General features: G+C 39.1%; 24 protein-coding genes, 2 tRNA genes and 3 pseudogenes. 13 read left to right on the forward strand and 16 right to left on the reverse strand.

Annotation, left to right across the window (positions count from 1 at the left end):
• The 4 genes and pseudogenes from JR005_RS10040 to JR005_RS15280 all read left to right on the forward strand — a co-directional run.
• Window positions 1-458, forward strand: a pseudogene (locus JR005_RS10040) (hypothetical protein); the annotation flags it as partial.
• Window positions 459-462: 4 nt separating this feature from the next.
• The gene (locus JR005_RS10045; RefSeq protein WP_049176362.1) at window positions 463-996 is read left to right on the forward strand and encodes a prepilin-type N-terminal cleavage/methylation domain-containing protein; all 534 of its coding nucleotides are present in this window, start codon (window positions 463-465) and stop codon (window positions 994-996) included.
• Window positions 990-1,445: a type IV pilin protein gene (locus JR005_RS10050; protein ID WP_049176189.1), complete on the forward strand. Its 456-nt coding sequence runs from the start codon at window positions 990-992 to the stop codon at window positions 1,443-1,445. Before JR005_RS10045 ends, JR005_RS10050 begins: the two co-directional genes overlap by 7 nt.
• A 392-nt stretch (window positions 1,446-1,837) precedes the next feature.
• A pseudogene (locus JR005_RS15280) lies at window positions 1,838-1,969 on the forward strand (IS3 family transposase); the annotation flags it as partial.
• A gap of 211 nt (window positions 1,970-2,180) precedes the next feature.
• Here JR005_RS15280 and JR005_RS10055 read toward each other — a convergent pair.
• The 3 genes from JR005_RS10055 to lipA form a co-directional block, all read right to left on the reverse strand.
• A tRNA-Val gene (locus tag JR005_RS10055) sits at window positions 2,181-2,257 on the reverse strand.
• Between the two features lie 18 nt (window positions 2,258-2,275).
• Window positions 2,276-4,279: a transglutaminaseTgpA domain-containing protein gene (locus JR005_RS10060; protein ID WP_218664987.1), complete on the reverse strand. Its 2,004-nt coding sequence runs from the start codon at window positions 4,277-4,279 to the stop codon at window positions 2,276-2,278.
• Between the two features lie 251 nt (window positions 4,280-4,530).
• Window positions 4,531-5,544 carry a lipoyl synthase gene (gene lipA, locus JR005_RS10065; RefSeq protein WP_004988637.1) on the reverse strand — a complete coding sequence of 338 codons (1,014 nt, stop codon included), beginning with the start codon at window positions 5,542-5,544 and terminating at the stop codon, window positions 4,531-4,533.
• 199 nt (window positions 5,545-5,743) lie between these two features.
• Here lipA and sthA point away from each other — a divergent pair, with 199 nt between their 5' ends.
• Complete coding sequence (gene sthA / locus JR005_RS10070) at window positions 5,744-7,159, forward strand: Si-specific NAD(P)(+) transhydrogenase (protein ID WP_004988636.1); 1,416 nt, start codon at window positions 5,744-5,746, stop codon at window positions 7,157-7,159.
• 149 nt (window positions 7,160-7,308) lie between these two features.
• On the opposite strand, the gene JR005_RS10075 is transcribed toward sthA, so the two are convergent.
• The 5 genes from JR005_RS10075 to map form a co-directional block, all read right to left on the reverse strand.
• Window positions 7,309-8,265: a TauD/TfdA dioxygenase family protein gene (locus JR005_RS10075; RefSeq protein WP_004988635.1), complete on the reverse strand. Its 957-nt coding sequence runs from the start codon at window positions 8,263-8,265 to the stop codon at window positions 7,309-7,311.
• A 159-nt stretch (window positions 8,266-8,424) separates the two neighbouring features.
• Entirely contained in the window at window positions 8,425-8,556 is a 132-nt protein-coding gene (locus tag JR005_RS15100) for a hypothetical protein (RefSeq protein WP_004988634.1), read from the reverse strand.
• Entirely contained in the window at window positions 8,549-9,763 is a 1,215-nt protein-coding gene (locus tag JR005_RS10080; protein ID WP_218664988.1) for an MFS transporter, read from the reverse strand. The genes JR005_RS15100 and JR005_RS10080 overlap by 8 nt, the downstream gene beginning before the upstream one ends.
• Before the next feature lie 133 nt (window positions 9,764-9,896).
• Window positions 9,897-10,949, reverse strand: a complete 1,053-nt coding sequence (locus tag JR005_RS10085; protein ID WP_004988629.1) for an OmpW/AlkL family protein — start codon at window positions 10,947-10,949, stop codon at window positions 9,897-9,899.
• Window positions 10,950-11,162: 213 nt separating this feature from the next.
• Entirely contained in the window at window positions 11,163-11,990 is an 828-nt protein-coding gene (gene map / locus JR005_RS10090; protein ID WP_218664989.1) for a type I methionyl aminopeptidase, read from the reverse strand.
• Window positions 11,991-12,199: 209 nt separating this feature from the next.
• On the opposite strand from map, the gene rpsB reads away from it, so the two are divergent.
• The 6 genes from rpsB (at window position 12,200) to JR005_RS10120 (ending at window position 16,632) form a co-directional block, all read left to right on the forward strand.
• Complete coding sequence (gene rpsB, locus JR005_RS10095) at window positions 12,200-12,949, forward strand: 30S ribosomal protein S2 (RefSeq protein ID WP_218664990.1); 750 nt, start codon at window positions 12,200-12,202, stop codon at window positions 12,947-12,949.
• Between the two features lie 137 nt (window positions 12,950-13,086).
• Complete coding sequence (tsf, locus tag JR005_RS10100) at window positions 13,087-13,962, forward strand: translation elongation factor Ts (protein WP_004988623.1); 876 nt, start codon at window positions 13,087-13,089, stop codon at window positions 13,960-13,962.
• A 78-nt stretch (window positions 13,963-14,040) separates the two neighbouring features.
• A complete protein-coding gene (locus JR005_RS10105) occupies window positions 14,041-14,547 on the forward strand; it encodes a DUF3465 domain-containing protein (RefSeq protein ID WP_004988620.1) in 507 nt (168 codons plus the stop codon).
• A 131-nt stretch (window positions 14,548-14,678) separates the two neighbouring features.
• The gene (locus JR005_RS10110; protein ID WP_004988618.1) at window positions 14,679-15,527 is read left to right on the forward strand and encodes an AraC family transcriptional regulator; all 849 of its coding nucleotides are present in this window, start codon (window positions 14,679-14,681) and stop codon (window positions 15,525-15,527) included.
• 83 nt (window positions 15,528-15,610) lie between these two features.
• A complete protein-coding gene (locus JR005_RS10115) occupies window positions 15,611-16,315 on the forward strand; it encodes an AzlC family ABC transporter permease (protein WP_004988615.1) in 705 nt (234 codons plus the stop codon).
• Window positions 16,312-16,632, forward strand: a complete 321-nt coding sequence (locus JR005_RS10120; protein WP_004988613.1) for an AzlD domain-containing protein — start codon at window positions 16,312-16,314, stop codon at window positions 16,630-16,632. Before JR005_RS10115 ends, JR005_RS10120 begins: the two co-directional genes overlap by 4 nt.
• A gap of 37 nt (window positions 16,633-16,669) precedes the next feature.
• On the opposite strand, the gene JR005_RS10125 is transcribed toward JR005_RS10120, so the two are convergent.
• The 8 genes from JR005_RS10125 to JR005_RS10160 all read right to left on the reverse strand — a co-directional run bounded on the left by JR005_RS10125 (window position 16,670) and on the right by JR005_RS10160 (window position 23,979).
• Window positions 16,670-17,122, reverse strand: coding sequence for a DUF962 domain-containing protein (locus JR005_RS10125; RefSeq protein ID WP_004988611.1), 453 nt, complete (start codon window positions 17,120-17,122; stop codon window positions 16,670-16,672).
• A 441-nt stretch (window positions 17,123-17,563) separates the two neighbouring features.
• Window positions 17,564-18,175 (reverse strand): septal ring lytic transglycosylase RlpA family protein, encoded by a 612-nt coding sequence (locus tag JR005_RS10130; RefSeq protein WP_004988609.1) that lies wholly within the window; start codon window positions 18,173-18,175, stop codon window positions 17,564-17,566.
• A 295-nt stretch (window positions 18,176-18,470) separates the two neighbouring features.
• Complete coding sequence (gene mltB / locus JR005_RS10135; RefSeq protein WP_004988606.1) at window positions 18,471-19,472, reverse strand: lytic murein transglycosylase B; 1,002 nt, start codon at window positions 19,470-19,472, stop codon at window positions 18,471-18,473.
• Window positions 19,473-19,505: 33 nt separating this feature from the next.
• Window positions 19,506-20,648 carry a rod shape-determining protein RodA gene (gene rodA, locus JR005_RS10140; protein ID WP_004988605.1) on the reverse strand — a complete coding sequence of 381 codons (1,143 nt, stop codon included), beginning with the start codon at window positions 20,646-20,648 and terminating at the stop codon, window positions 19,506-19,508.
• A gap of 137 nt (window positions 20,649-20,785) precedes the next feature.
• Window positions 20,786-21,436 (reverse strand): hypothetical protein, encoded by a 651-nt coding sequence (locus tag JR005_RS10145; protein WP_004988601.1) that lies wholly within the window; start codon window positions 21,434-21,436, stop codon window positions 20,786-20,788.
• A 22-nt stretch (window positions 21,437-21,458) separates the two neighbouring features.
• Window positions 21,459-22,274: an NADPH-dependent 7-cyano-7-deazaguanine reductase QueF gene (gene queF / locus JR005_RS10150; protein WP_004988600.1), complete on the reverse strand. Its 816-nt coding sequence runs from the start codon at window positions 22,272-22,274 to the stop codon at window positions 21,459-21,461.
• Complete coding sequence (locus tag JR005_RS10155) at window positions 22,271-23,044, reverse strand: ABC transporter permease (RefSeq protein ID WP_004988590.1); 774 nt, start codon at window positions 23,042-23,044, stop codon at window positions 22,271-22,273. Before JR005_RS10155 ends, queF begins: the two co-directional genes overlap by 4 nt.
• Window positions 23,041-23,979 carry an ABC transporter ATP-binding protein gene (locus JR005_RS10160; protein ID WP_004988582.1) on the reverse strand — a complete coding sequence of 313 codons (939 nt, stop codon included), beginning with the start codon at window positions 23,977-23,979 and terminating at the stop codon, window positions 23,041-23,043. Before JR005_RS10160 ends, JR005_RS10155 begins: the two co-directional genes overlap by 4 nt.
• Before the next feature lie 240 nt (window positions 23,980-24,219).
• Between JR005_RS10160 and JR005_RS10165 the strand changes: the two genes are divergently transcribed.
• Window positions 24,220-24,295, forward strand: a tRNA-Arg gene (locus JR005_RS10165).
• A gap of 376 nt (window positions 24,296-24,671) precedes the next feature.
• Window positions 24,672-24,911 (forward strand): annotated as a pseudogene (locus JR005_RS14885) (IS982 family transposase); the annotation flags it as partial.
• Window positions 24,912-24,952: the final 41 nt, after the last annotated feature.

Genomic DNA, 24,952 nt, shown 5'->3' on the forward strand with positions numbered 1-24,952 from the left:
CAAAAACGGGATGGGGAGGATGGTATTATCCATTCAAAAAAACATACTTAAAAGCAAGCGCTAATCCTGCGGTGATTAAAGGTTTGACGCCCTTAATCGCAATGCAAAATAGCTTATATGTCACCATGTATGACGCTGCCCTTGCTGGTACAACATCGGGTTGTGGTGCGGGAGTGAAGGGACAAAGTTTTACGAAGAGATTATGTCTGCCAACAGGTGTCTGCCCAGAGGATGCTGACTATACTTACAATCTTGGTTCTGGAATTGTTAGTGTCACCGTTGGACCAGATGGTAAGGGTGGAAGGGTGATTATAGTACCAGAGCCAAATCCTGATTCAAATATGACTAAGCCTTGTGAGGGGGCAGGCTGTAAAGAAGGAGAAGATTTAGTTCCTGCTGGAGGAGCAATCAGATTTATTCCAAATCGATGGTATGAACGTTATGCAAAAACGAGTTGATATCATGAAAAAAGAAACTGGGAAAATACGCTCTCACCACGGCTATGGTTTTACTTTAATTGAGCTGATGGTAACAGTTGCAATTGTCGCGATTTTTGCTGCAATTGCATTCCCAAGTTATCAAGTTTATACAAGAAAAGCTTATGCTGCACAGACTCAACAGGAAATTCAAAAACTGGCTGAGCAATTAGAACGACACAAAGCCCGTAACTTTAATTATAAAGGCTTTGATGCAAGTTTTTTGTATAAAGATGCAAGTGGTGTTTTAATTTCAAATTTTAATAAAAATAAACAAGAGCTTAGTCTTCCAGTGGATGGCTCTTCTACGAAATACATACTTTCTATTGTAGATCAAACGGAGGGAAATCCTCTGTTGATTAACTCAACATCTTTGGGGCAGGGCTGGGCAATTAAGGCATTAAGCACTGATGATAAGAATGATAGTTTTTTAAAAACTAGCAACGGTATTCAATGTAAAAATAAAACCAAAGCAAATATCACTTTTTCGGGATGTGGTGTGGGGAGCGAGATATGGTAGCACATCATCAATTTTCAATAGATCGCGGGTTTACTTTAATCGAGCTCATGGTGGTGGTCGCTATAGTGGCCATCTTAGCGTCGATAGCTTATCCAAGTTATCAAAAGTATGCACAACATACTAAAAGAACAGATGCGCAGGCGGAAATGTTAAATATAGCTAAAAGCATGATGCAATATAAAAACAGCAATTCATCTTTTGCAGGAGCAACGGTTGCTAACGTATATGGCGGAACTGTCACACCTCAACAAGGGACTGCTTTATATCGTTTAACATTTAATCCTAGTCCTGCTATTGCAACAGGATGGACATTAGTCGCTACGCCAATAGAGAATACGTCGCAGGATGGTGATGGAATCATTTGTCTCAATGACCAAGGTCAAAAATATTGGACCAAAGGTGCAACTACTTGTGTTCTTTCAGCGATCTCTACGTGGGACGGTCGCTAAGATAATTTGTGAACAGTAAAATGCTAGCGCTTAACAAAAATTGAATAAAATGGTCATTTAAAATTCGTAAAAAGTGCAGAGTGGAAAAGATTATCGCCGTATTCAGGAAGCATTTAAGCTTTTTACTACATGAGTGCTATGATTTTACGATCGTATATACACGGCTTGGCTTTTCACAATTGATCCTAGATTAAACGTTCAATCTTTTATAGAAGCTTCTAATTATATAAAGAAAGGAGTAACAATATTACAGATTTTAAGGAATAATGAAAAAATGAAAAAAGAGATTTTTATTGATTAGTCGTTATTAATATAAGATCAACAGGTAATCCTCATGCAAAATAATTGAATTCAAAATTAGGAAATCGCATAATCCTGTTAAAGAATTTTTTTTGAAAATATCTAAATATTCAGACAGCTTAAACATAAGTATTTTAAAGTAAGCTGAATCAGGAACACTTGCTCCTAACTTATGCCGTGAACTTGGCATGAGTTCCGCTATAAAGCTCAATTGGATGAGCAAAATGAGACTATTGCCAGCTTGCCATATGAAGCTTACCAATGGAAATAGGACTTTAGGCTTTCAGCAATTATAGAGGCGTTAAAAAATATAAATGAAGTCTAATTAAACAACTCTAAAGCAGTTAGAGTATGATTTCTTCAATTCCAAATACTACCAATAAAAAAAGCCCACTTTATAGGTGGGCTTTAATCTACTGATAAATCAGTATATCTTGGTAGGCATATCCAGACTCGAACTGGAGACCTCTACGATGTCAACGTAGCGCTCTAACCAACTGAGCTATACGCCTAAGTGTGAGCAATCATATTCAGTTTTCAGCAGGATGACAAGTTTTTTCTACACGCTTTAATTCAGATGAACAGTCTTTAAGCAATTGCTTGAATTTTATATGGTCTTCAGGTGTAGATTGCCCAGAAAAGGTCAGTTTTTCATATGTTTTTATAATTTCATCAAAAGACTCTTGTTGTTGAACATTTTGCGCTAATCTAAACATCCAGCGTTTAAAGGTTTCACTAGTGCATCTTTTGAGAGATTGTGGTAACTTTTTCTGAAACTTTAAAATGTCACGCTCAATTCTAGACCTTTGCTTTATGTTTCTAAACCAAAGCCACACGGCAAACAGCGCAACCAAAACGATAATAGTTATTATCATGATCAGTGCATAAGTATAGATAGAAAAAATACCTAATTTCGATAAAAAACTTTTCTGACGATCGACATCATAACCTACAACTTTACTTTGCCATTGATAGCCTAAGTAATCACTCCAGACCCTTAAGTTTTTAACAAAGTTAAAATTCTGTTGCTTCCAAAAATGACCTGTTTGCTCACCCCAAATATGATCATTTTGTTGTAGGTATTGTTGCATGCCTTCATCTACACGCTGAGGTGCAATGGCAGCTGTTGGATCGACACGTTGCCAGATTCCATCGATATAAACTTCGCTCCACGCATGAGCATCCAACTGTCGAACTTCCCAACTTTGACCATCAGGTGCCATTTGCCCTCCTTGATAGCCAATGACCACTCGAGCAGGAAGACCTGCATAACGCATCAGCAATACAAAGCTTGAAGCGTAATGTTCACAAAATCCTTTTTTTGTTTCAAATAAAAATTGATCCGTTCGACTTCCACTTAAAATTCCAGGTGATAGGGTATAAACGAAGTTTTGTTGTCGATACCACTGTAAAACATTCTTGATATAAAGTTCAGGTTGCGCATGACTTTGTTGCCATAGCTGTTTAGCCAATATTTGAGTTTTGGGTTGGAGTGGAAAATTAAGCTGTTGTGCATGTTGAAGATTAGTTTCAGCATTTTGATATTTAAAATCTTTTGAACCTATCCAACTCAGATGAATAGGCTGATTGCTTTGAACCATTCGAAGTGCTTTTATGCTCCCATCTGCATAGCTTTGATATGCGGACTCGGTTGCAACGGAATGTTCCAGTGACATGATCCATGTTTGGTGAGGATCAGCTGACAAATATTGATAATCTATGGCTTTTAAGCGTTCATTATCATAATGAACAGGTATTTGATTGATCGCGTTATTTGTCCAAGTTGCACCGTCGTAGTCATCCAGTACCATCGCTCTCCAATACATATCCTGTCGTTGTGGAAGTTGCTTGAGATCACTAAGAATCCGAAAAGCTAATGCCGAAGATTGTGATAATTGAGCAATATCTCCCGGAGACATACGATCACTCATTCCTGTGACAGCTTGACCAGATGCTATAGGAACTCGCCAAAGTGGGGGGAGGCGCGGGAAGAAAATAAAAAGCACAATAAAAAAAGGAACTGCGATGGTTAAAAATTTTGTCACATGTTTTAAATCGCTTTTTATGGATATTTTTTTATTGTGTTGTGATAAAAATTTTGTGGTCTGAATCCGATATAAACCAATAAAACAAAAAATTAAGCAAAGAAGTACTGCACATGTCATTACAAAAGACTGACTATGTAAAAATAAACTCGCGCTAACAAACAATCCAAAGTTAAAGGAAATTAATGAATCTCTAATATTTTTACTTTCCAAACACTTTGCAAATAAACAAGTACTAAGTAACGCGATGCCAGCTTCTACACCCCAAAAACTTTTAAATTTTATATAAATCGCAGCAAGACAGCATAAGACAAATGCAGCAGTAATCCATTTTGAAACGGGTACAATTTTACCTTGTGAATAACGCCAAATCATGGTGACAAGCATAACACCCCATACACTGAGCAAAGTGAAGGGCATATAAACCAATTGCGCGGTAAAAATCAGTACCAATAATGGGATCAGACAAAAATAAACAACAGAGGTCATGAGGTCAGCTTTTGAAATATAGAATGAAACAGCATCTTTAATGATCTCTTGTACTGTGTTTTTACTATACCATTTCAAATTTATATTTAAACAATAAGATCAATGATGCTGGCACGCTCTTTTAATCCATCGCTTTGCAATCGCATCGTCTTATGTCAAAAGTCGTTATCAATCCATCATCCTTTTAAAATTTCAGAGATGAAAAAAAGACCTCTCATTTATGAAAGGTCTTCATCCATTAGATTAAATGGTTAAGCTTCGATCGCTTGAACTGCAATCTTTTTGGCAGGATCCACTTTACGACGAACTGCTGGTACAGGTTCACCATGATATTGACGATCTGCAAAGTAACTTGAACGTACCATGGGTGCCGACCAGATATTTCTAAAGCCGAGTTTGCGGCCATGCTCTGCATAGCGTTCAAATTCTTCAGGACTCACAAAACGGTCAATTGGCGCATGTTGTTTAGAAGGCTGTAAATATTGACCAATGGTGACATAGTCAACATCATGTTCGCGTAGATCATTCAATAAAGAAATCACTTCTTCTTCAGTTTCACCAATACCTACCATCAAGCCACATTTAGTTGGAATGTCAGGACAATATTCCTTAAACATTTTGAGCAGGTTTAAAGAATGCTGATAATCTGAACCAGGACGCATGGCTTTATAAAGACGTGGTACCGTTTCAATATTATGATTAAACACATCTGGCGGGCATTCGGTCATGATGCGCAGGGCGATATCTAGTCTTCCACGAAAGTCTGGAACCAGAATTTCTAATAAGGTATTTGGACTTAAAGCACGTGCTTCTTTAATGCAATCCACAAAATGTTGCGCACCGCCGTCACGTAAATCATCACGATCCACCGAGGTAATCACCGCATATTTTAGTTTTAAGTTCGCAATCGTTTCCGCCATGTGACGTGGTTCGTCTACATCCAATGCATTCGGACGACCATGTGCTACATCACAAAATGGACAGCGACGAGTACAAATATCGCCCATAATCATAAAAGTGGCAGTACCACCACCAAAGCATTCTGGTAGATTTGGACAAGCAGCTTCTTCACAAACGGTATGTAATTTTTGCGAACGAAGCGTGGTTTTGATACGTTGCACCTCTTCAGGCGCGGTCATTTTTACGCGGATCCAGTCAGGCTTACGCGGGACTTCAACCGTAGGGACAACTTTTACAGGAATTCGGGCAACTTTTTCTGCGCCACGTAGCTTTACACCCTGTTCTGGTTTACGGTTTTCAGACATAGTCAACTGTTCCACTGTGATTCGAGAGGATTTCATTTGACTATTATAACGGACTTAGCCGTAAATTGGGCAAATTCACTATTCATTTAAAAAATGTCGTTATGCAAAGATATTGGCTTGAGAAATACATTATTGCACAGCATATTAGCTATAGTTTGTTATAAAATAGCAGCATAATTAGATTGCACAGGAGCTTTAAATGCCACGTAAGAAAGAGGTCATTAGTGGGAATTTCGTTAGATATGATGCGGTAGTTCTCGGTTCAGGACCTGCGGGCGAAGGCGCGGCAATGAAGCTTGCAAAAGCGGGTAAGCGAGTTGCAATTGTGGATATTCGAGAGCAACTGGGTGGCAACTGTACTCATGTTGGTACGATTCCAAGTAAAGCACTTCGTCAAACTGTTTCTAGTATTATTCGTTATCAACGTGATCCAATGTTTCAAAAAGTCGGTGAATGGAAAAAGTTCACTATGAAACAGGTATTAAGTAATGCACATCGTGTGATCCAACAACAAGTTGCGACGCATACACGATTCTATGATCGCAATAATATCGATGTGTTTCATGGGCGCGCGTATATTCAGGATAAAAATACAGTCATCGTTTTCAATCCTGAAGGGGTCAAGGAAACGATCGTATTTGATCAATTAGTCATCGCAACAGGTAGCCGTCCATACCAGCCACAAGGTTTAGATTTTAAACATCCACGTGTGTTTGATTCGGATAAAATTCTGGATCTGGATTTCACTATTCAAAAAATCATTATTTATGGTGCGGGGGTGATTGGCTGTGAATACGCTTCTATTTTTATTGGTTTAAATCACAAAGTCGATTTGATTAATACGCAACAAAAACTACTGAGTTATCTGGATGATGAAATTGCAGATGCCTTGTCTTATCACTTGCGTGAACAAGGTGTATTAATTCGCCATAATGAACAAATTGATCATTTGGAAACTCATGATGATTATGTGGTTCTGCATTTACAAAGTGGCAAGAAAATCAAAGCTGATGCAATTCTCTGGTGTAATGGGCGTTCAGGCAACACAGATGGTTTGGGGCTTGAAAACGTGGGTGTGACTCCGAACAGTCGCGGTCAGCTCGCAGTCAATGAAAAATATCAGACTGAAGCTGAAAATATTTATGCAGCGGGTGATGTGGTCGGCTGGCCTTCGCTAGCTTCTGCGGCGTATGACCAGGGTCGCTGTGCGGGTGCCAATATGAGTGGCGAGGAAAATGTAAAACCTGTAACCGATATTCCGACGGGGATTTACACCATTCCAGAAATTTCATGTTTTGGTAAAACTGAGCAACAGTTGACTGAAGAAAAAATTCCTTATGAAGTTGGTCAGTCATCGTTCCGTCATTTGGCACGTGCGCAAATCACGGGTGATACGGTGGGCGAGCTTAAAATTTTATTCCATCGCGATACTTTGGAAATTTTGGGTATTCACTGTTTTGGCAATAATGCTTCTGAAATTATTCACATTGGGCAGGCAGTCATGCAAAGTCCAAATAATTCGATGAAGTATTTTATGGAAACTACATTTAACTATCCAACGATGGCAGAAGCATATCGTGTGGCTGCGTTGAATGGTTTAAATCGTCTGTTCTAAGATCGAATATTTAGAAAATATTGGTCTGGATAAAATTAAGCCCGTCATTTGACGGGCTTTTTTGCGATGACCTCTGATTATTTTTGTTTTGTTTTTCTTTTTATTAAAACAGACAAATTTGATCGTTTTATGACAATTTAGATTTTTTATTAAAAGGGGCGACTGCCTGCCAAGCTAATTCTTTTCAATAAGCGTCTTTGATCGGCTGGGAACGGCTCTCTAGCATGCAACGTCACTTGATTGTCCCAAAAGACAATATCTCCAGTTTCCCACTGATGTTGATAGCGAAACTCAGGTTTTTCCAGATGCTGGCGTAATTCTGCAATTAATTTTGCACCTGCCTGATCATCATAATTGACCAATTCAACTTCACTTTTACTATTGAGCCATAGTGCTTTACGTCCAGTCTCTGGATGGGTGCGTACCAATGGGTGAGGATACGCATGTCCTAAAATGGGTTGATCCTTGAAACGATACAAAGGACTATTGCTATAATTGCCTGAGCCTTTATTGCTTTGCGCACGAACAAAAGGATTATAAGTAATCAGTTGTAATTGATCGACATGAGCTTGGGTTGCTTTATCCAAAGCATCATAAGCAGCAATGGTATTGAACCATGAAGTTTTTCCACCATCTTGAGGTAGTTCAATTGCATACAGTAAAGAGCCAAACGAGGGAAGTGGTGTCCACTGATGATCGGCATGTGGGGCAAGTTCACCGTGACCAGTATAATCACCCTGACCAACCGCATTGGAAACTGGAACAACATCGGGTGGGACACCTGTTTCTAAGTCATAGCCTAGCACTGGGTTATCTTTACTTGGGCGGAAAATTGAACCGAAATAACTTGCAAAAGCCAAAAATTGTAAATCATCTAAACGTTGATTTTTAAAAATAAGAATTAAATGTTCGGCCAATGCACGTTTGAGTTTAAAAATAGTTTCACCAGATTGAGCCTTGCTTGCATCAAGCCCTGTTACTACTGCGCCCAACGCTTGGTCTTTCTGAGCCACAATTTGGATTTCATCTGTATGCTGAAAATATTCTGGCTGATGCCAACGTGGTGCATCATGAATGGCTTGTGAGAGTTGCGTTAGGCTGCTCATCTAATATCGCTCTAATTATTTGGGAATTATCCAAGCATAGAAAAGACCTGCAACATATTGAAATGAGAAAAAATGCAAAGCTTATGATGGATTATTTTTTTTGATCTATCCATTTGTTTTATATATTTTTAAGTGTTTGTGATAAACAAATATCCGATTTTAATGAGGACAAAATGCCTGATTGAAATAATGAAAAAGTTCAGGTGTTTTTGACCACATATAAATTGCCATCACCAGAGCAGCCAGTACAAAGAAAGCGACCAGATATTTAAGTGAATTTAGACTAATCATCAACCACACTCTCCTTAGTGACAAAAAAGTGTACGCATACACCCACTATACTCAATGCAATTGAAATCATCCAGATTGCATTGTAGTTTCCTGTCATATCGTGATTGAGTCCGCCCAGATAGCCACCAAAAAATGAACCGACCTGATGAGTGAAAAATACAATACCACTCAGCATAGATAAGTATTGAACACCAAACATATTGGCAACAATACTGTTGGTTAAGGGTACGGTGGATAACCAGAGTAGCCCCATTACAATACCAAAAGCATAAACGGTGATATTAGAAAGCGGAATTAACAGAAAGGCGATAATCGCGATGCCGCGTAAGCCATACAGAAGCATTAATAATTTAGGTTTTGAATAACGATCGCCAAGCCAGCCAGCGCCATACGTTCCAAAAATATTAAAAAGTCCAACCAAAGCTAAAAAGATAGTTCCTGTTGTGGCATCGAACCCATGATCAATCAAATAACCCGGTAAATGTACACCTAAAAATACGACTTGAAAGCCACAGACTAAAAATCCTAACGCTAACCACCAAAAGGGTCTATGGTTTTTGGCAAGCGTTAAAATTCCTTTAAAGGTTTTATTCGGTTGAACAGTATTAAAGCTAGGCGCTCGATAAGCAGGGGCATTAAGTGTCAATGCGAGCGGTATAATCAATGCAATTAGAATGGCGCTAATAATTAAAGTTGCCGACCAGCCAAAATGTTGTAATAACAATAGGGTGGTTGGGAGCATAATGAATTGACCGAAAGAGCCTGCGGCACTGGCAATTCCCATCGCCATACTGCGTTTTTCTGGAGCGGCTGCTCGTCCAACGGCAGAAAGTAAAACAGAAAAAGAGGTTGCGGAAAGTGCCATTCCTAAAATCAGGCCTAAGCTGAGATTGATTAATAATCCAGTCGAACTAAAAGCCATTAATAATAAGCCAAGCGTATAAAGAACCCCGCCACAAGCAACGACTTTCTTGCTACCGTATTTGTCTGCCAAAGCACCAGTAAAAGGTTGTACTGCACCCCAAATTAAATTTTGCATGGCGATGGCAAGACTAAAGACTTGGTGACTCCAGCCGAACTGGTGACTCATGGGAACTAAATACAAGCCAAAAGAATGTCGTACACCTAATGACAATGCCAAAATACATGCACTTCCAATGAGCATATAAATCATGGTCTTAGAAAATGTAGTATTTGGATTGGACATATTTATCGACGAAGAAATAATAGTTTGGCGCTATTGTAGATCACGAATCTATAAAATTCGATACAGCCTCTCTATTATTTGAAAGTTACACTAATAAAAAAAGCAGCCGAAGCTGCTTTAATCGTAAAATAGATTAAAAACGATAACCGACACCAACATAAGTAATGATGGGGTCAATATCGATTTTGGTTTTCGCATTGATCAACTCTTTACCTGTATTATTGTCAGTGACGCTAATTTTGGCTTCATTATTCATTTTTGAATAAGACACTGAACCCGCAGCAAACCAATTTTCATTAAAATCATAGGTTGCTCCTAAAGTTGCAATTGGTGCAAAAGTATCGGTAGTTTTGACCTTTACTCGTGGATCAGCAGAGGATGTCTTACCATCTAATGCTGCACCAGCTTGTCCATCGTGAATATTTTGAATCATGTGACCTGCGGCAACCAGATCTGATTCAATCCCTGAGTTCAGTTTTACATCATTAAAATAGGCATACATCACCCCAACACCTACATAGGGACGGAATTTATTTACACCTGATTTACCAAATTGGTAATGTAATTCTGCGGCAGGTAGCCAGGCGCGTACTGAGGCTGCCTTAGCACCCTGAGTTAAATCAGTGATGTGAATATCTTTTTTAAGATCTATTGAACCCAATGGAGTATCTGCTGATCCTGACAAGGGTGCATAAATATCGCCTTTACCTTTGATATCCACTTTGGGTGGAATACCTGCTTTAACCTCAAGAGAGACATGATCGGTAAAATGGTAATTCAACATCATGCCGACAGTATCAACATCATCTGCTTCGAGACCAGTTCCATCCGCCTGCCAATTAGACAATCCATTAATAGTTGATGTTCCAGATAAACCGCTCGGTAAAGTTTCTAAAGGCAGAAGTTGCAGAGCACCATAAAGTAGAGGATTTGAATCTTTTACCGCAGCATCAAGTACAGCATCTTTTGAAACCTCTCCGACTTTGGCGGTAGTTCCTTCAGCAATACTGGTATTCACATTGACATTGTTGGCTTTTCCTTGTGGCATGGCATGTAACCAACCAATTGAGGCGGAAAAACGCTTAAAGCCATCGCCATCCTTAAAACTAAAATAAGGTGAGTCGGCATAAGATAAAGTGGGTAGTACAATAAGACTCGTCGCTATTCCTAGCAAAGACTTTTTCATGAGGGGACTCCATGTCCAATTTACGTTTGTAGATAATTTTTATGCGCCCACCATAACGCTTTTTTATTTTTTACAATGTTCAAAAAAAATTAATAAATGTAATGAAAATGAAATACTGGGTATGTTTTTTGAAAATATGCATAATAAATACTGTAAAAATACACAAAAAAGGCCACAAAATGTAGCCTTTATGAAGAAAAGATGAGGATTCAACTATTTTTGAAAACGTGATAAGTCTTCTTCTGGACGTGCAGTTAAAACTTCAAGACCAGTTTCAGTCACCAAAATGGTATGTTCGTATTGTGCAGATAATTTATGATCTTTAGTGACCACCGTCCATTTATCGCCTAAAAGTTTCGTCTGCCAGACACCCGCATTGACCATAGGCTCAATGGTAAATGTCATACCTGCTTCAAGTTGCATCCCCGTACCTTTTTGACCATAGTGCAAGACTTGTGGTTCATCATGGAAGACAGTCCCAATACCATGTCCACAATATTCACGTACGACGCTAAAACGTTCAGATTCCACATATTTTTGAATCGCATAGCCAATATCACCAATATAAGAACCTGCTTTTACAGTCTCCATACCGCGATACATAGCTTCCTGAGCCACTTTACATAAGCGATTTGCCAGAATAGAAGTTTCACCACCGACCACATACATCATGTTGGTATCACCGTGATAACCATCTTTAATCACCGTGACATCAATATTTAAAATATCGCCATGTTTTAACACTTTGTTTTCAGAAGGAATGCCGTGACAAACCACATGGTTGACCGAGGTGCAAATAACATGCTGAAACGCTGGTCGACCAGGCGCTGCTCCATAACCCAAACATGCTGGAATGGCCTGTTGAATATTGACGATATAAACATGACAAATGGTGTCGAGTTCAAGCGTGGTTACACCCGGGACAATATGCGGCTTAATCATGTCCAACACTTCAGCCGCCAGTTTGCCTGCGATGCGCATTTTTTCAATTTCATCAGGAGTTTTAATTAATCGGCGAGGGGCTGTATAAGTACTATTCATGATCTCTAAAAACTTTTGGTAATTTGTAGGTGTCTATGGTATAAATAGCCGCCCATTTTATCAAATGCTTTTCGTGAATATCCTTTACGAACAAATTTGATGGACTGGAAAAATCCGCACATATGTCGTCACGTTACTCTGGGTGCCTTTTATAAAGGTGGAGAATGCTGGACATATGGAGGCCTAACCCAACTTTAAGGTAAAGAAAAATGGCAGAATACAACGTAAGCATGCGTGACCTTCTTCAAGCAGGCGCGCACTTTGGTCACCAAACTCGTTTCTGGAACCCAAAAATGCGTCAATACATTTTTGGCGCGCGTAACAAAATTCACATCATCAACCTTGAGCATACTGTTCCTGCGTTAAATGATGCTTTGAACTTCGCTAACCAGTTAGCAAGCAAAAAGAACAAAGTTTTGTTCGTTGGTACAAAACGTGCTGCTTCAAACATCATCCGTGAACAAGCTCAACGCGCTGGTCAACCCTATGTAGATCACCGTTGGTTAGGTGGTATGTTGACGAACTGGAAAACACTTCGCCAATCTATCAATCGTTTAAAAGACCTTCAAACTCAATCTCAAGACGGTACTTTCGCTAAGCTGACTAAGCGTGAAGCGTTAGAGCGTACTCGTGAGATGGATAAACTTGAGCGTTCTTTAGGCGGTGTTAAGAACATGGGTGGTTTACCTGACGCATTATTTGTAATTGACGTTGATCACGAAGCAATTGCAATTAAAGAAGCTAAAAACTTAGGTATTCCTGTTATCGGTATCGTTGATACGAACTCAAACCCAGACAATGTTGATTACATCATTCCTGGTAATGACGATGCGATCCGTGCAGTAACTTTGTATGCTTCAGCAATGGCTGATGCAATTCTTGCTGGTAAAGAATACGCTCAAACTCAAGCGAATGCACAAGCAAAAGGCGAAGAAGCGAAAGAATCTCCTGAGGCTTAATGCGTTTTGACGCAAGCTTGTCATTTTTGCGACATGTAATGGTGGCAAATTAAAGCGTCGAAAAGCAAACGGCCCAGGTTTTACTTAGGGCCGTTTTTGTTGAACAGATTTATTTTCTACCGATTTAGGAGAACAACATGACTGCAATTACTGCAAGCATGGTAAAAGAATTACGTGACCGTACTGGTCTTGCAATGATGGAATGCAAAAAAGCATTAACAGAAGCGAACGGTGACATTGAGCTTGCGATTGATAACCTTCGTAAATCTGGTCAGGCAAAAGCTGCTAAAAAAGCGGGTAACATTGCAGCTGATGGCGCGATCACAATCGTTCAAGACGGTAACAAAGCAGTATTGCTTGAAGTAAACTGTCAAACTGACTTCGTTGCAAAAGACGAAAACTTCGCAAATTTCTCTAATGCCGTTGCTCAAGCAGTTTTGGCTTCAGGTGAAATTGATCCTGCTAAAATTGCAGAATTAAAATTAGCTGATGGCCAAACTGTTGAAGAAGCTCGTATTGCGCTTGTTCAAAAAATTGGTGAAAACATTCAAGTTCGCCGTGCCAAAATCGTCACTGGTGATGCACTTGCAGTTTACAAACACGGTCTTCGTATTGGTGTTGTAGTATCTTATGCAGGTGATGCTGAAACTGGTAAAGGTATTGCAATGCACGTTGCTGCGTTCAATCCAGTTGCAGTAAATGCTGAAGCAGTTTCTGCTGACCTTATCGCGAAAGAGAAAGAAATTGCTGAAGCAAAAGCAATTGAATCTGGTAAGCCTGCAAATATCGTTGAAAAAATGGTATCTGGTTCAGTTGAAAAATATTTGAACGAAGTTGCACTTGATCGTCAAATGTATGTTATCGACAATGACAAGAAAGTTGCTGATGTATTAAAAGCAACTGGTACGAATGTTGTTGAGTTTGTACGTTTCGAAGTGGGTGAAGGGATTGAGAAAAAAGCAGAAATGAGCTTCGCTGAAGAAGTTGCTGCTGCTCAAGCCGCTGCAAAATAATTTTATTTTGCCAAGAAAAGCCCCGTTTGGGGCTTTTTTTATATTTAGATGATGCATAACAAGTAGATGAGAACAACAATGAGCAAGAAACAAAACTATTTAATGATCGCTATCATTGCGTTTATAGCGGGTTATTATGCGTATTCCGTTATAAAGCCAAATTCACGATTAAATAATGACACTACCCACCATGAACTGCAAAATCAAGTGGTGCTGGGTCAGAATCAAGATAACCAAACTCAAGCACAACAAGGTTTGCAAGCTATTTCAGATGCCTTTACACAGCATCGAAGTCATATTCAGGTGCAGACTAGCGGTAAAGTTAAAGCAGTTCTGGCTGATGATCATGAGGGTTCTCGTCATCAAAAATTTATACTGAGTTTATCGAATGGTTTAACGGTTTTAGTTGCGCATAATATTGACCTTGCGCCTCGCATTGAGCATTTAAAAAAAGGCGATACGGTTGAGTTTAATGGTGAATATGAATACAACCCAAAGGGTGGAGTCATTCACTGGACGCATCGTGATCCTCGTGGTACCCATGAAAATGGTTGGTTAAAGCATAATGGACAAACTTATCAATAAGTGTTTAATGTTTGGGAATAGTAAAATATCGAGTAAATCAAATCGCAGTGATTTGTGATTTACAGCAATTTTATTCTAGACAGTTTGTCTGTACATGCTAAGGTTGCCTGTAGAGCAGAATGAGGCAGAATATGCAGCAAGAACAAGCCAACTATTTACATGTTAGTGAATTAGGTGGCTTAGAATTACTAAAAGCACATTATCACCAGACACAATTTTCCAAACATGTGCATGAAGGCTATTGTATTGGCGTAATTGAAGATGGCGCACAGTCTTTTTTTAGGACGGGTGAGCTGCATATCGCGCCTAAAGGCGATATTATTTTAGTCAATGCCGATGAAATTCATACAGGCTCATCCGCTGTGGAGTCGGGTTGGCGTTATCGTGCGATTTATCCAACCCCTGAAATGTTGAGTGAAATTGGCAGAGATGTTTTTGTAGATCGGCACGGAGCGCCGTGGTTTCCGCAAGCTGTAGTACGCGATGAAGGGCTGGCCCAGCAATTGTGTTTGCTTTTTGATTTGCTTGAGCAAAAAGAGAATGTTTTACTGAAAGAAAGCATGTATTTGTCTACTTTAACTTACCTTATGTCGCGTCATGGACAATATCAGCGTAACTTGGTCAATGTACCAGAAGCTCAGAGAAAAATATTAATGATTAAGGAGTTATTGGCGAGTGCTCCTGAAAATCATTATAGTTTAACTGAATTGGCGAATTTGGCAGGTCTGAGCGCGTGGCATTTCTTACGTCAATTTAAAAAATACGTAGGATTGCCACCACATGGTTGGTTGGTACAAGTACGATTGCATAAAGCAAGACAAATGCTTAAAAAGGAACATTCGATTGCGACTGTTGCAACGCTATGTGGCTTTTCTGACCAAAGTCATTTCAATCGACATTTTAAAAAGGCGATGGGTGTAACTCCTGCTCAATATATCGCCAATCTAAGATATTCAAACTCAGCTCATCTCACTGAATAGCAATTTTATACAAGGCAACAACTTTAAAATCGTCCATAATTTGTATTTATTTACCTTCAAATCAAAATTTGGATGAGTATTCAATGTCTTTACCTGATTCTTCATCTTTTAGGACGCGTCCTTTTTTTCAGGGCGTCATGGCAATTATGCCGCTTTCCATCGCAGTTATTCCGTGGGGGATTCTGGCAGGTTCGATGGCTGTCAATGCAGGTTTGTCTTTTGCTAAAGCTTTTGCGATGTCTTCGTTGGTTTTTGCTGGGGCAGCTCAGTTGGTGAGTTTAAGTTTGGTGATGGAGGGGGCATCAACACTGACTATTCTCATTACAATATTTTTTCTAACCTCTCAGCATTTTATTTATGCGTTGACCTTTAGAAATAACATTTCAGTGTTACCCGTTAAACAGCGACTTCCTCTTGGTTTTTTACTAACTGATGAATTATTTGCAGTGAGTCTGTCGCCAGAAAAACGTCATCCAGATTATATGTTAGGTGCGGGGTTATGTTTTTACCTGTTTTGGGTGGTGTTTAGTGTTGTTGGGATTTTGCTTGCACATATGGTTCCAAACTTGATGAATTATCATCTGGACTTTTCAATTGTGGCGATCTTTGTGGCAATGGTTATTCCATTAATTAAAAACTTCCGAGTTGTGGCTGCGGTTTTGGTGACCTGTCTGAGTGGTTTTCTTTTGCGGATGTATCAGGTAGAAGGTGCAATTTTGATTTCAGGTTTGCTGGGAATGGTGACTGCTGTTTATCTGGAGCGCTTCGCAGAGGAGAGTAAAGAATGACATGGCTTATGATCTGTGCATTAGCTGCTATCGTATTTTTTAATCGTTATATCTTTTTATCGCCTAATATTCATATTCGACTACCAACCTTTATTGAACAAATGTTGAAATATTCAGCACCCTGTTTGTTGACTGCGATTTGTTTGCCAATCGTATTTTTTGAGGGTAATCAAATTAGAGCGCTTCCGACAAATGCTTATTTATATGCCGCTATTTTGTGTGTGGTATTGGCTTATTTTCGCATAAAAATTATCTATAATGTAATCATTAGTTTATTGTTCTTTTATGCGCTAAATTTTATGTTTCATACGCTATAAGCTTTAGGCGAAATCAGCCTAAAGCTTATAGGCTAGTTTATGAATTGGATAAACGTAGTTGACGACTTTTCCAGTTTGGAAATACTTTTGCGAGATAAGCATCCATACACCAGACAGGTCCAATCAGTAAAAATTGTAAATCTTTGAAAAAAGATGGTTTTTTCCCTTCAACTTTATGGCCATAAAACTGACCAATCCACGCAATGATAAATACCCCGATATAGAAGCCAACTCCTACAGGAAGGATGTAAATTAACCATGCCATGATTGCAATCAACACCGTCATTGCAATGGCCAGTACAAGATCAAGTCGCGCATAAAAAACTAAGGTAAGTACTAATAACAGTGCAGTGAGTAAAGCACTAAAATGGGCAATGATGCCAATAATCGAAAAAAGGATAGCAGGAACGCAGACCCAGTGAATGGTTTTGTTGATTTTATTTTGATGACTATCGCTGTATTCATCAAACCATTCGGTAATTGTTTTCATGATGCACTCCCTGCATGTTAAAAAACGGTTCTAAAATTGAATATAGACCAGAATTTTAAATGCGTCAAAAGTCATATTGAATGTACCAGTCATCTTGTCCAATTGAACGTTCAAAATCATGCAATTTTAAAGAAAAATACGACACACCGTAAAATTGCTCGAAATATTTGGCGTATTAGCGCGTTTAAAACGCGTATAAACGTAATATTTGATAAAAACAATACTAGGGTAGCTTTTTTAAAACTAAATGGCTCTAATCGCAAATGATGAGCAAATAGCAAAATAAAATTAAATATAAAAATAATCTGTACAAAAAACGTCAGAATTAAGCGTTTGAGAGAGGAAAAAATAATGCTTGTCGAGATAATTTTCATCTTAGAAAATGAAAAAAAGAGCCACATGAAGCGGCTCTATAAAAGCAGTGAATAGGAGTGCTAAGGATTAAGAATTTGGACCATCAACACGTTCAATGCTGACTTTAGCAGTACCTGCACTGGTAATGCCAATACGTTTTGCTGCGCCATAAGATAAATCAAGCACACGATTACCATGGAAAGGACCACGATCGTTAACTTTCACAACAACGCTTTTACCATTGTCTTTATTGGTCACTCGAATGTAACAGTTTAACGGCAAGCTACGATGGGCTGCTGTTAATTCATTCATATCGAATGTATCACCACTGGCTGTTTTACGACCGTGAAACTGACGACCATACCAAGATGCAACACCTGTTTGCGTAAATTTACGAACAGTGTTTGATGCAACTGTATTTAATTTTTCAATCACTGAAGGCTCATCTTCAGGAACTTCAATTTTTGCCGCAATGGTTTGACGACGAATTTTGTCACCAGAACTTTCGGTGATTGAAAGACTATTCAAATTTGAAAAATGTGAATTGAAACTTTGAGACTGTTTGTTTAGCACACGTGCTGCAAGGCTTGAACTTTCAGTATCATTTGAAAGAGGGCTTGCTGGCATCATTTCAGCCTGTGACTGCGTAACTGCCAGTCCGACTGTGAGCGCTAAGGCATATTTTAGCGAAAACTGCATTACTTAAACTCCTACAGACACAAAGAACGCTTTTTAATTCAGGCGGATTCCTAAAAAAATAAAGCGAAAAGTGTCTAAATTATTCACTTTTGCAATTGCTTTATGGTGGAGGATAATATTCAGCGCTCAATCATGGTGTCTAGTCTTTGCTAGAAAAAAGTTACAAAAAGGACAAAAACTCACAAAAAACGGTTAATAAATAATCAATATTGTAACAATATATTTAAAAAGCGTTTTTTGTGAGCGATTGCTCAAATTTTTTTATTGACTTTTGTATTTTATTTAAAAATTAGTGTTAACGGCTTGCAACTTCAGTACCCAATAACCACACGGCAGTCGCATACATTCTGCTTCGATTGTAGGTCGTGATCACTTGGAAATTAGGGTAGGTAATATAGTACATAGGCCCATAATTTTCTTGAAGTTGAATGACATTTACCAGATCTAGATTATCGATTTTGATAATCGGATTAAGTGGGGTTACGCCCTGATCTTTTAATGTGCCGTAGGGAACGGGCTGGGTCAGATCTTTGGCAATCACACTGTCGGGATTAGAACCTGTATAACGTGCTGCAAATCCGATCGGTCGGTTACGTTGCCAGCCATTTTGAGCCAGATAATTTGCAATAGAGGCGATGGCATCTTCTGCGGAATTTCTTAAATCAATATGCCCGCTGCCATCGTAATCCACGCCGTACTTGGTAATATTGCTTGGCATGAATTGTGGATAGCCAATCGCACCTGCATAAGAACCTACAATACTATTGGTTGGATAGCCTTCTTTATACGTCCATGCTAGCAATGAGCTCAGTTCATCACCAAAATACTCCGCACGACGTGGGTATCCAAATGCCAGTGTCGCTAATGCATCTCGGGTGATGAAAGAGCCTTTATTGGCACCATAACCCGTCTCAACCCCTAAAATGCCCAAAATAACGGACTGAGGGACGCCAAATTGCTGTTCAGCGCGATTGAGCACATCTGCATACTGATTTTTAAAGCGTACACCGCGTTGAATCGTTCCTTCGCTGAGAAACATTGCTTTATAGTCATACCACGGTTTGCTTTCACCAGGGCGGGTCATAATGGTTAAAATATTAGGTAAGTTTCGCGCGCCATTCATCGCACTATCAATTTGTTCGGCACTTAGACCATATTTGGACATGGTTTTTTGTTTAAATGCTGCGTAATTGGGATCATTTATAAATTCATTGGCTTCAGCACATACTGCTGCGGCAAGAAAACCGCTAAAAAGACAAAATTGTTTCAATGGTTTTTTCAATACCAGTTTCAACATGATTTAAAGTTTTCCTAATTATAGAGTGACCCATCAACGATGAGTGTGAATGGACATCACCAGTCCAAAAGTTGCCATTAAGGTAATAATTGCCGTTCCGCCATAGCTCATAAAAGGTAAAGGCACACCGACTACAGGTAAAATACCACTGACCATGCCTGCATTTACAAATACATAAACAAAAAAGGACAAACCTAATGCACCAGCAACCAAACGCCCATAGTTATGGAAGCAGTTCATACCGATCTGGAAAGTTCTAAAAATAATGGCAAAATAAAGAAGGATTAAAATAGTAACGCCGATCAGACCAAACTCTTCTGAAAATGCCGCGATAATAAAGTCAGTATGACCTTCAGGTAAGAAGTGTAAATGTGATTGAGTGCCTTCAAGGAAGCCTTTTCCTGAAAAGCCACCAGAACCGATGGCTGTTTTAGATTGGATAATGTTCCAGCCTGTACCAAGAGCATCCGCTTCAGGATTAAGCAAAGTGAGTACGCGCTGTCTTTGGTAGTCATGTAGTAAAAATTCCCATGCAATTGGAATAATAATGCCAGCACCAATCAGCGCGGCTCCAATCATTTTCCAAGATAGTCCACTGAGAAAAAGTACAAACATACCACTGGCCAAAATGAGCACAGAAGTTCCCAAATCAGGCTGTTCAGCGATTAGTAGAAAAGGGATACCAATTAACACCAAAGAGAGGATGACATTCATAAAACTTGGGGGCAGTGGTTTACGTGATAAAAACCACGCAATCATCATCGGCATGCCAATTTTCATAAATTCGCTGGGCTGTACACTTCCAAACCCTGGAATATCAATCCAACGTTTTGCACCCATACGAATTTCGCCAAATACCATGACGGAGATCAGTGATAAAACCCCAAACGCATAAAAATACGGTGAAAAGGCTTGATAAACTTTGGGTGGGATCTGAGCCAAGGTGATCATCACGGCAAATCCGATACCAAAACTCATGGCTTGCTTGGTGACCAGTCCAACATCCTGTGCGGAGGCGCTATATAAAACGGTCAATCCCAGACAGGCATTGAGAATTAAAAAAGTACATAGCCAAGGGTCAATATGTAATTTTTGAAAGCGTGAAGGTTGCATAGCTGTGCTTAAGCCATCACGGGGTGCTTGACGTAAAAATTTGTATTGAGAACTTGGAGACATGCGATTTTATACAGGGTCAATCAATGCTTGGCGCATGCTAACATAACTGCTGTTTTAGGCAATGTATATCCATATTTTGCAATAAAAAAACCCGACTTTTGCCGAGTTTTCGATGAAGATTCTATTATAACGATCAATCAATTGAAAAATAATGTGTCGTGATATTCTGCCAAGGCATTAATTTCCTCTTTGTGCAAATGAGGAATGAGCTTATCGATGGCAATATGTACGGCCTTTGTCACCGCTGCTGCGCCAATATCGGCACCTTTACGTTTGATCATGCCTAAATCTAGGGTTTTATTGAAATCAATCATGAAATGACGAATCGTGGCATCAGCAAATTGTTTGTATTGCTCAGACAATACGCGACGATCGACCTCGTTTCCTGCTTTGATTTCAGCAAAGCTATTTTTAAGATTGGTCACCAGTGTCGGATCAAGATCTTCACCGACTCGATAACGACCTTCTGGGTCTTTATGTAAACTATGTTCAGAAAATTCGATAGATTGTTTAACCACATCGTTCGGTGCTTTACTTAATAGTTGTTTAAGTAGAACAGCAACTGTTGATTTGACATAGCCTGCCAGTTTTTCGGCTGTTTCACGCTTATCACTTTCAGGAAAACGACGGACGAGCTCAAGCAAAATTGCATCCAGAATTTCATCATTAATCTGTAAAGCAACTTCATCACGTAATGGATAAAGCGGTTCACTTGAATTTTTTTTCTGAATACCAGTTTGAATATTGTTAAGCAATGATTCAGACGGGATAAAACCAAAAAATGGCATATAAGTTCCTCAATTATTCGTTTTATTGTCGAGCCAATCGGATAGGGTTTGGCATCCATGACAAATCCGATACACGACATGGATTGATATCCAGTCCTCCACGACGTGTATATGTTGCATATACCATCAGCTTTTCGGGTTGCAGGTGAGTCCAGATATCGGCAAACATCTGTTCTACACATTGCTCGTGAAAGCCATTGTGCTGACGGTAGGAGATAATATACGCCAAAATGCTACGATAACAAGGCTTAAGCCCTTGAAAACGTATAAATACCGTGCCCCAGTCAGGTTGTCCTGTCACAGGACAATTACTACGCAATAAATGTGAAAATAGTGTGACATCCACATGATCTTGCTGTTCTGTATCTAGTTTTAAAAGTCCAGCATTTGGATGATTTTCCAGATGCTCAGGAATTAACTCGTCGATACAGATGCCTTGAGGTTTGGTAATTTCTAGCGCATCTACATCAAACAATTCAAGCGTCACTTTTGCATTGGCAGCTTGGCTTAAATCTTGTTCTACAAGGTCAATTAAATCCTGTTTTGAATCGAGCCGATGAAAATTTAAACTATTAAAATAAAGTTTAAGCGATTTAGACTCGATCAAATTGGTTGAAGTCGCGGGTAGCGTAATACGGCCAATCGCAACTTGTGGGATACCTAAGCCATTCAACCACGACAATTCAAAAACATGCCACCAGTCTAAACCCTGAGTAATGCCTTTTAAGTCAGCATAATTTTCACGCGAAAGGGCACGGGCAATTGGAAATAAAACACTGGGCTGATATTCAGTAGGATATTCTGTTTCTTTACCCAATAAAGATTGTTCAACACTCATTCACGCATTCCTGAACCACGAGCTAATAAATAGTAAGCGACCGCATATAACACGGCACAGCAAATTGTTACGATGACAAGGGAAAGCATCACATTGACATCGCTTTGCCCTAAAATTCCATAACGAAAGGCATTGACCATATAAACGATTGGATTAATTAATGATAAATGTTGCCAAAATGGAGCCAAAGCACTAATCGCATAAAATACGCCGCCCAAATAAGTCAGCGGAGTAAGTACGAAAGTCGGGATAATCGAAATGTCATCAAAGGATTTGGCATAAACCGCATTAATAAAGCCGCCAAGCGAAAATAAAAAAGCGGTCACTAAAACGGTATAGATCGTCACGAACCAATTATGGATATAAAGGTCTGTGAAAAACAAACTCATAATGGTGACGATAATCCCGACGAGCACACCGCGACACACCCCACCAATCACATAGCCCCATAAAATAAGATGTAATGGCACTGGACTCATGATCAATTCTTCAATGCTTTTTTGAAATTTAGCACTAAAAAAACTGGAGGAGACGTTGGCATAACTGTTGGTAATAATTGCCATCATAATCAAGCCAGGAACGATAAATTGCATATAGCTAAAGCCAGCCATTTGTCCCACACGCGAACCGACGAGATTACCAAAAATAATGAAGTACAAACTCATGGTAATCGCAGGTGGCAATAGGGTCTGAGGCCAAATCCGCATGAAACGACGAATTTCTTTACGAACTAATGTCCAGAGTGCGGTTTGTAATTGGGTGAAATTCATGATGCTGCTCCCTGAAGATTCTTTTCGACCATTTTGACAAAGAGTTCTTCAAGGCGATTAGATTTGTTACGCATGCTTCGAACAGTGATTCCTTGAGCTTCTAAAAGCTGGAAAAGATCATTGAGCGAATGAGCTTTATCCATAGTGACTTCTAAAGTCATTGGATCAATCTGGTTAAATCGAACACCAATAATATTAATGTTATCTAAGGGTTCAATTGGATAAGCGAGATCAAAAATAAAAGATTCTTCACTGAGTTGATTCAGGAAGTTTTTCATAGAGGTATCTTCTTTGATCGTGCCTCGATCAATAATAGCAATTCGACGGCAGAGCATTTCTGCTTCTTCGAGATAATGGGTCGTCAAAATAATAGACGTTCCATTATTATTCATTTCGACCAGAAAATCCCACATGGAACGTCGAAGTTCAATATCAACCCCCGCAGTAGGTTCATCTAGAATCAATAATTTGGGTTCATGCATCATGGCACGGGCAATCATCAAACGGCGTTTCATCCCGCCAGAAAGCATACGTGACTGGATATTACGCTTTTCCCAAAGTCCTAATTTTTCAAGATAAAGTTCTGCACGTTGTTCTGCCAGTTTTTGCGGAATGCCATAATATCCCGCTTGAGTGACGAGAATATCAAAGGTTTTCTCAAATTGACCAAAGTTAAATTCTTGGGGAACGACACCGAGGCATTGTTTGGCATGAGAAGGATGAGTGTCCAGATTATGTCCAAAAATCTCGACCGTGCCAGAGGTTTTTTTGGTCAATGAACTAATAATACTGATGGTGGTTGATTTGCCTGCACCGTTTGGTCCTAAGAGTGCATAAAATTCGCCTTCAGGAACGGTTAAATCAATTCCTTTAAGTGCCTGAAATCCATTGCGATATGTCTTGGACAAATCGTGTAACTTCAATGCATCAGTCATGAAAATCTCACAATACGAAATAATAGCGGTATTTTGATCGATCTGAAAACATAAGCCAAGTGTATTAATAGGATTTAATCAAACTAAATTTGCAACGATAGTCATTCACTTTATAGGGTGCAAAAGATGTACGGGGCACTTAAATTTATTTTAAAGTGATGATTAATTAAACATAAATGCAATTAGTCTTACTTATTTACTTTACCCCATGCGTTTTTTTGCCTATGATGTGCCTCGCATGCGCTCATAGCTCAACTGGATAGAGTACAGGTTTCCGAAGCCTGTGGCGTGGGTTCGAGTCCCGCTGAGCGCACCATCTCTCTATTTGACCTTGTCCGATGAAATCCTAAAAACATTAAACATCATTAGGTTTAAACTCTCCCCATGTGTGTCCGATATCGTTTTAGGATGTCTTTATTTTTAAAGGTATATTTTACGGAATGTTGATTCGGAATAAAAATATACCATAAAATTATGGCTAAATTTGTTATAAATCTGTCTGATAAGCATCTTAAAGCTCAGATCAGTAACCATAGAAAAGAATACGACAAAACATGAGTTAACCAGAATCGCGGATAAGAAATTGACTTCAAAAATAAGAGGAATAGAGTCATCAGTTGAGTTACCACACCAAAATCACAATTCTAGTCCTAATGTTGAATAGTACTGCATTATTCTGTATCGATGTTTGATACAAGTGYTCTCATTTCAATAATTTCAAAGCATTTTTCYCATRGTYGAAACAGGAYAAAAGATATTTATTKAAAAGCTTGCCCTKTTACCAASGGATGATCCATCTMATCAATATGCATCAATTGGCAMTGCATGCTTTACATKTAGCTTTAACGAAAGACCAGCATAGTTACTATTTATGGATTGATTTTACCACTCTTCCTGTTTGTAAAAATTAAAGGATTCAACGTCATAAATCATGAGACAGAATTGCGTCTCGCGGTAAAAGCTTAATGGGATG

The sequence above is a fragment of the Acinetobacter sp. Colony158 genome, from assembly GCF_019264745.1.
Lineage (GTDB): Bacteria > Pseudomonadota > Gammaproteobacteria > Pseudomonadales > Moraxellaceae > Acinetobacter > Acinetobacter ursingii.